This window comes from Nonomuraea candida (assembly GCF_000725485.1).
Classification (GTDB): domain Bacteria; phylum Actinomycetota; class Actinomycetes; order Streptosporangiales; family Streptosporangiaceae; genus Nonomuraea; species Nonomuraea candida.
Map to the genome: position 1 here is coordinate 24008 of NZ_JOAG01000078.1, position 6760 is coordinate 30767.

General features: G+C 75.0%; 4 protein-coding genes. 3 read left to right on the forward strand and 1 reads right to left on the reverse strand.

All coding sequences use genetic code 11. The features are described 5' to 3' along the window. Positions 1–36: 36 nt before the first annotated feature. The gene (locus IO39_RS41750; RefSeq protein ID WP_245642576.1) at positions 37–2919 is read left to right on the forward strand and encodes a helix-turn-helix transcriptional regulator; all 2883 of its coding nucleotides are present in this window, start codon (positions 37–39) and stop codon (positions 2917–2919) included. A gap of 163 nt (positions 2920–3082) precedes the next feature. Here IO39_RS41750 and IO39_RS41755 read toward each other — a convergent pair whose 3' ends face one another. Beyond that, positions 3083–4228 (reverse strand): PQQ-dependent sugar dehydrogenase, encoded by a 1146-nt coding sequence (locus tag IO39_RS41755; RefSeq protein ID WP_043636598.1) that lies wholly within the window; start codon positions 4226–4228, stop codon positions 3083–3085. Positions 4229–4716: 488 nt separating this feature from the next. Between IO39_RS41755 and purB the strand changes: the two genes are divergently transcribed. Continuing rightward, positions 4717–6147 (forward strand): adenylosuccinate lyase, encoded by a 1431-nt coding sequence (gene purB / locus IO39_RS41760; RefSeq protein ID WP_043636620.1) that lies wholly within the window; start codon positions 4717–4719, stop codon positions 6145–6147. Positions 6148–6160: 13 nt separating this feature from the next. Further along, positions 6161–6760, forward strand: a 600-nt coding sequence (locus IO39_RS55460; RefSeq protein WP_052424086.1) for a hypothetical protein, incomplete at its 3' end; no start/stop codon positions are given.

Genomic DNA, 6760 nt, shown 5'->3' on the forward strand with positions numbered 1-6760 from the left:
GGGAACCAGGGCCCGGCACACGATCCCGACCCACCGATGAGGGGCCGGGAGCCCGAGATCATGGTGGTCGGCCGGGAGGCCGAGATTGCGGTGGCCGACCCGGTAGCCGAGACCGCGGTGGCCGACCCGGTAGCCGAGACCGCGATGGTCGGCCGGGAGACCGAGACCGCGATGGTGGGGCGGGAGGCCGAGATCGCGGAGATCCTCCGCGGCATCGCCGCCGGGCGCTCCCGCGGCCAGGTGCTGATCGTCACGGGCGACCCCGGGGCAGGCAAGAGCGAGCTGCTCGGCTTCGCGGCCGGCCGCGTCCGGCGCGAGGGCGGACGGGTGCTGCGCGTGACCGGCAGCGAGTCCGAGGCGCACCTGGGGTTCGCCGGTCTCCACCAGCTGCTCCACCCGGTGCCCGGCGGGCTCGACGGCCTGCCGCCGCGGCAGCGCGCCGCGCTGCGGGCCGTCCTGGGGCTGGACGAACCCGCCGAGGCCCCCGGCGGCATGCTCGTCGGCGCGGCCGTCCTCACCCTGCTGTCGGACCTTTCGGAGGCGGCGCCGCTGCTCGTGGTGGCCGACGACGCCCAGTGGATCGACCGCGCCTCGCTGGACGTGCTCTCCTTCGTGGCCCGGCGCCTGGCCGGCGAACCCGTCACGCTGCTGGTGGGCGTGCGCGCCGCGGCCGCGCTGCCGGGGTTCGACCGGGGATACCGGCGCCTGGAGCTCGTCCCGCTGGGCGGCGCGGCGGCCGACCGGCTGCTCGACCGGCAGCCCGCGCCGCCCACCGGACGGGCCCGGCAGCGGATCCTCCAGGAGGCCGCCGGCAACCCGCTGGCCCTGATCGAGCTCTCCCGCGCCGCCGCCACCCGCCACCCGGGCGGAGGGCAGGGGCCGCTGCCCGTCACCGACCGGCTGGAGCGGATCTTCGCCGGGCAGGCGCGGCTCCTGCCGGAGGCGACCCGCCGTTCCCTGCTGCTGCTCGCGGCCGCCGACGCGGCCGACGGGCCGGCGGCCTCCCGCGGGCTTCCCGAGGCCGGCGACCGGGCGTGGGCGCCCGCGGAGCGGGCCGGTCTCGTACGCCAGGACGGCCCCCGGATCTCCTTCCGTCACCCGCTGATCCGCTCGGCCGTCTACCACGCCGCCTCCTTCGGGGAGCGCAGGCAGGCGCATCTGGCGCTGGCGGAGCTGAGCGAGGAGCCCGACCGGCGGGCCTGGCACCTCGCCGCCGCTGCCACGCGTCCCGACGAGGACGTGGCCGCCGCCCTGCGGGAGACGGCCGGCCGGGCGCGGCGCCGGGGCGGCCACGCCGCCGCCGCGGCGGCCCTGGAACGCGCCGCGGAGCTGAGCCCGCGCCGCGCGGACCAGGCGCGGCTGCTGACCGAGGCCGCCGCCGAGGCCGTGTTCACCGGCCAGCTCGGCTGGGTGGAACGCCTGGCCGCCGAGGTCGGGCGGCACAGTGACGACCCGGCGCTGACCAGCAGGGCCGCGCTGGCCACCGGGCAGCTCATGACGCTGCGCCGGCGCCACGCGCCGGCCTTCGCGCTGCTGACCCGCGTCGCGGGCGAGGCGGCGGCCGCCCGCTCACCCCACGCGCTGGACGCCCTCGCCGCCGCCGCGGTGGTCCGCTACTACTCGGGCGAGGAGTCCCATCGGCAACAGATCGACAACCTGCTCTCCACCCTCCTCGCCCCGCTCGTGCCGGGATCGGTCGTGGCGGACCCCGTCGCCGGGGGAGTCCTGCGCGCCTGGGTGGCAGCCGTCTGCGACCCGCACGGCGCGGGAGCCGCGCTCGTGCCGGCGCTGCCCGCGCTCATCGCCGCGGCCCGGGACGACGCCGGCGGCCTGACCGCGCTGGCCGTCGTGGCCTGGGTCCTGGACCAGACCGCTCTGGCAGCCAGGACGTTCGACGAGGCGCACGACCGGTGGCGGGCCCGGGGCCCGCTGCCCGACGGCCTGGCGAGCGCCGTCGGCTGGACCTATCTGGAGCAGGGCCGATGGGCCGAGGCCCGCTCGGTCGCCGCCGAGATCTCGGCGGTGGGTTCGGCGGCCGGGCTGGAGCACGCCGAGGCGTGCGCCCACGTGCTCGACGCGACGGTGCTCGCCCTGCTCGGCGAGACGGCCGGCGCGCGCCGCGGCGCCGAGCGGGCGTTGACCCTCGTCGATCCGCTGGAGAGCCGCTCCATCGCGGCCTCCGCACGCCGCGCCCTGGGTCTGGCGGCCGTGGCCGAGGGGGACTACGACGCGGCCTACGCGCACTTCCGCTCCGCCTACACCGCTGCCGGCGACCCGGTCCACTACCACGTCTCCGCCACGGTCCTGGCCGACCTCGCCGCGGCGGCCGTACGCCGGGGGCGCCACGAGGAAGCCGCCGACCTGCTGGAACGATCGGCGCGCCGGCTCGCCGGCAGCAGGTCGGCACGGATCGCCGCGCTGCTCGGCCGGGGCCGCGCCCTGCTCGCCGAGCCGGACCGGGCCGAGCCGTACTTCCAGGCGGCCCTGGCGGACGAGGCCGGCGAGCAGTGGCCGTTCGAACGGGCGCAGACCCGGCTGGACTACGGGGAGTGGCTCAGGAGGCGGCGCCGCATCGCCGAGGCGCGCCCGCTGCTGATCGCGGCGCTCGAGACGTTCCGGCGGCTCGGCGCGCGGCCCTGGATCGGGCGGGCGGAGGCGGAGCTGCGGGCCGCCGGCATCGAGGCCGCCGCCGGCCCCGTGCCGGGCGCGCTGACCGAGCTCAGCCCCCAGCAGCAGCAGATCGTCCGGCTCGCGGCCCGCGGCCTGACCAACCGGGAGATCGGCGAGCGGCTCTACCTCTCGCCGCGCACGGTCGGCTCCCACCTGTACCGGGTGTTCCCGAAACTGGGCATCACGGCCCGGTCGCAACTGCGCGACGTGCTGGAAGGCGCCCGGCCGGGCGCCGTCGTCCCGGGCTGAGGACCCGGTGGCGCGCCACGCCGCCGTCCCGGGCGTGCCTGCCGCCCTGGGCATGCCACGCGGGCGTCCTGGGCGTGCCCGCCGTTCCGGGTGTGCCCGCGCTGGGCGTGTACGCCGCCATCGGCAGCCGACTCGTGGCCCGCATCACCCGCGATCGGCGTGGTCAGCGGGCCGGGAAGCGCAGGACGCGGTCGTCGCCGTCGCGGAGGTCGCCGCGGCCGTCGGTGTTGGACGTGGTGACCCACAGGGCGCCGTCCGGTGCGACCTGCACCGTGCGCAGCCGGCCGTAGCGCCCCTCGAGCCGAGCGACGGGTTGTCCCACGGTGCCGCCGTCGAGGGGCAGGGCCCAGAGCCGTTCGCCGCGAAGTGCGGCGACGTACGCGGTGGTGCCCGCGATGGCCATCCCGGACGGGGACGCCTCGCGGACGGGCCAGGTGACCAGCGGGTTGGTGTAGCGGCCGCCGCCGGTGTCGCCCTCTCCTTCCACCTCGGGCCAGCCGTAGTTGCGTCCCGGCCGGATGAGGTTGACCTCGTCCAGGTCGTTCTGGCCGAACTCGGTGGCGAACAGGCGGTCCTCGTCGTCCCAGGCGAGACCTTGGACGTTGCGGTGGCCGAGGCTGTAGACGGGAGAGCCGGGGGTGGGGTTGCCGGGCGCCGGTTTCCCGTCGGGCGTCAGCCGCAGGATCTTGCCGTTGGGGCTGTCCGGGTCCTGGGAGAGGGCGGTGTCGCCGGCGTCGCCGGTGCCGGCGTACAGCATGCCGTCCGGGCCGAAGGCGATGCGGCCGCCGTTGTGAAAGCTCGCCTTGGCGATGCCGGAGAAGACGACCTCGGGGTCGCCGCCGTCGAGCCGGAATCGGATGATGCGGTTGTCGTCGGCGGCGGTGAGGTAGGCGTAGACGAGGTTGTCGGTGGCGAAGCCGGGGGAGGCGGCCAGCCCGAGCAGCCCGCCTTCGCCGCCCGAGGCGACCCCCGGCACGGTGGTGACCTCGCGGGGCCGGCCGCCCGGCGTCAGGCGCAGGACCCTGCCGGTGTCGCGTTCGGCGATCAGCGCGTCCCCGCCGGGCAGGAACGTCAGCCCCCACGGCACGTCGATGCCGCGCGCCAGCTCCTCCGGGGCGCCCAGATCGTGGGTGGCGGCGGTGGGGGAGCCGGCCGGCGTGCTGGTGACCACGGCGGTGGGCGCCGCGCCTGAGCCGGTGGCGGCGGGCGTGCCGGGGGTGCCGGTCGCGTCGTCGCCGGTGCCGCAGGCGGCGAGGCCCGTGCTCAGCATGAGCGCCGCTATCGGGCCGGCCCACAGTGTCGTGCGCATGGGTCTCCATCTTCTGATCGGTGGTGGGTGGTGCCGCCCGGACTCCAATCCATCACACTTGCGCGAAAAGAGGTGTAAAGGATCAGCGACGCTCGGCGGCCGCCCGCAGTACGCCGGGGCCGCCCGCCGCCGCAGCGGGCTTCTACCAACCGGTTGGATGCAACTATCACACGTGCCGAGCCATCTGCGACTGGGACGCGGCTTCCGGCTTTCGCGACTGGGAACAGTTGCACGTCGCGTTCTGCCCGCAATGGGCGAGATGACGAAAGGCGGGTAACTGATCACCCGCCGCAACGCCGCCGGGGGCGCGCAGGTGAGGCGGGCCTGGCCCCGGTCCCCTATCTTGATCTACATCGTAAAGGGCAGAGATCTATGTAGATCTTTCAAAACTGCTGAAAACCAGCCCGCACCGACAGGTAGAGGGCAGATTCGGTGGCAGGTGGTCCATGTGATGGCCGGGGCGGGCGGTGTGAATAGACTTGTCCAACGTGACTTCGAAGCCGCGTATCCCCAATGTCCTGGCCGGTCGTTATGCCTCGGCCGAGCTGGCCCGTCTGTGGTCGCCCGAATACAAGATCATCGCTGAGCGGCGGTTGTGGCTGGCGGTGCTGCGGGCGCAGGCCGAGCTGGGGGTCGCGGTGCCCGCCGGCGCGGTGGCCGACTACGAGAAGGTGGTCGAGCAGGTCGATCTGGAGTCGATCGCGGCGCGGGAGCGGGTCACGCGGCATGACGTGAAGGCGCGGATCGAGGAGTTCAACGCGCTGGCCGGGCACGAGCAGGTGCACAAGGGCATGACCTCGCGTGACCTGACCGAGAACGTCGAGCAGTTGCAGGTGCGTGACAGCCTGCTGCTGGTGCGTGACCGGGTGGTGGCGCTGCTGGGGCGGCTGGCGGGGCTGGCGCAGGAGCACGAGGCGACGGTGGTCGCCGGGCGTTCGCACAATGTGGCGGCGCAGGCCACGACGCTGGGCAAGCGGTTCGCGTCGGCGGCCGACGAGCTGCTGGTGGCGTATCGGCGGCTGGAGGAGCTGATCGGCCGTTATCCGCTGCGGGGGATCAAGGGGCCGGTGGGCACGGCGCAGGACATGCTGGATCTGCTGGGGGGTGACCGGGGGCGGCTGGCCGAGCTGGAGGGGCGGGTGGCCGCGCATCTGGGGTTCGAGCGGCGTTTCACCAGTGTGGGGCAGGTGTATCCGCGTTCGCTGGACTTCGAGGTGGTGAGCGCGCTGGTGCAGCTGGCGGCGGCGCCGTCGTCGCTGGCCAGGACGATCCGGCTGATGGCCGGGCATGAGCTGGTGACCGAGGGGTTCAAGGAGGGGCAGGTCGGTTCGTCGGCGATGCCGCACAAGATGAACACCCGTTCCTGTGAGCGGGTGAACGGCCTGGCGGTGGTGCTGCGGGGTTATGCCTCGATGGTGGGCGAGCTGGCGGGTGATCAGTGGAACGAGGGTGACGTGTCGTGCTCGGTGGTGCGCCGGGTGGCGTTGCCGGACGCGTTCTTCGCCTTCGACGGGCTGGTGGAGACGATGCTGACGGTGCTGGACGAGTTCGGCGCGTTCCCGGCGGTGATCGCGGCCGAGCTGGATCGGTATCTGCCGTTCCTGGCGACGACGAAGATGCTGATGGCGGCGGTGCGGGCCGGGGTGGGGCGTGAGCAGGCGCATGAGCTGATCAAGGAGCATGCGGTGGCGGCGGCGCTGGCGATGCGGTCGCGGGGGGCGGCCAATGAGCTGCTGGATCTGCTGGCGGCCGATGAGCGGTTCCCGCTGGATCGGGGGCGGCTGGAGGGGTTGCTGGCGGATCGGGTGTCGTTCACGGGTGCGGCGGCCGATCAGGTGCGGGAGGTCGTGCGGATGGTGGGTGAGGTCGTGGCGGCGCATCCGGAGGCGGCGGCGTACCGTCCCGGCGCGATCTTGTGAGTGGGGCGGGTGCGTGATCCGGGAGTTGCGGTCGGCCGGTGAGCTGCGGTCGGCGTGCGGGGACGACGATCTGGTGATGTGGGCGGGTCAGGGGCTGCGCGGGGGTGCGCGGGCCTGGGCGCTGGGGGACGCGGTGGTGGCGGCGGGGCCGGGCCTGGCGTTGCGGGATCGGCTGGCCGTGTGGGGTGGCGTGTCGTGTGCGGTGGATCTGGTGCGGCATGCGCTGGGTGAGGTGGGGCCGTCGTACCGGCCGGTGGGGGATGCGGAGCTGGTGCGGGATGTGGTGGTGAAGCTGGACGGGCTGGAGGAGAGCGGGCGGTTCTCCTGGATGAGCCTGTCGGCTCCGGCCCTCGCCTCCGCCTCCGCTCGCGGTTTCGGCTCGGTGGTCTGCGGGCCGGTGGAGCGTGGGGGCGTGGGCGCTGCCGGGTGGCTGGGTGTGGAGGAGGAGGGGGAGGTCGCGGCGTTGCTGGCGGCCGACGCGCCGCACTCGTACGCGGTTCCCGGTGGTGCGGGGGTGCGCCGGTGGGCGGGGGTGCGTGTGGACGGGGTGCTGGGCGCGGTGGCGGCCGACGCGTGGTCGGCGCCGGCGGTGGGGCTGCTGGCGGGGGTGGCG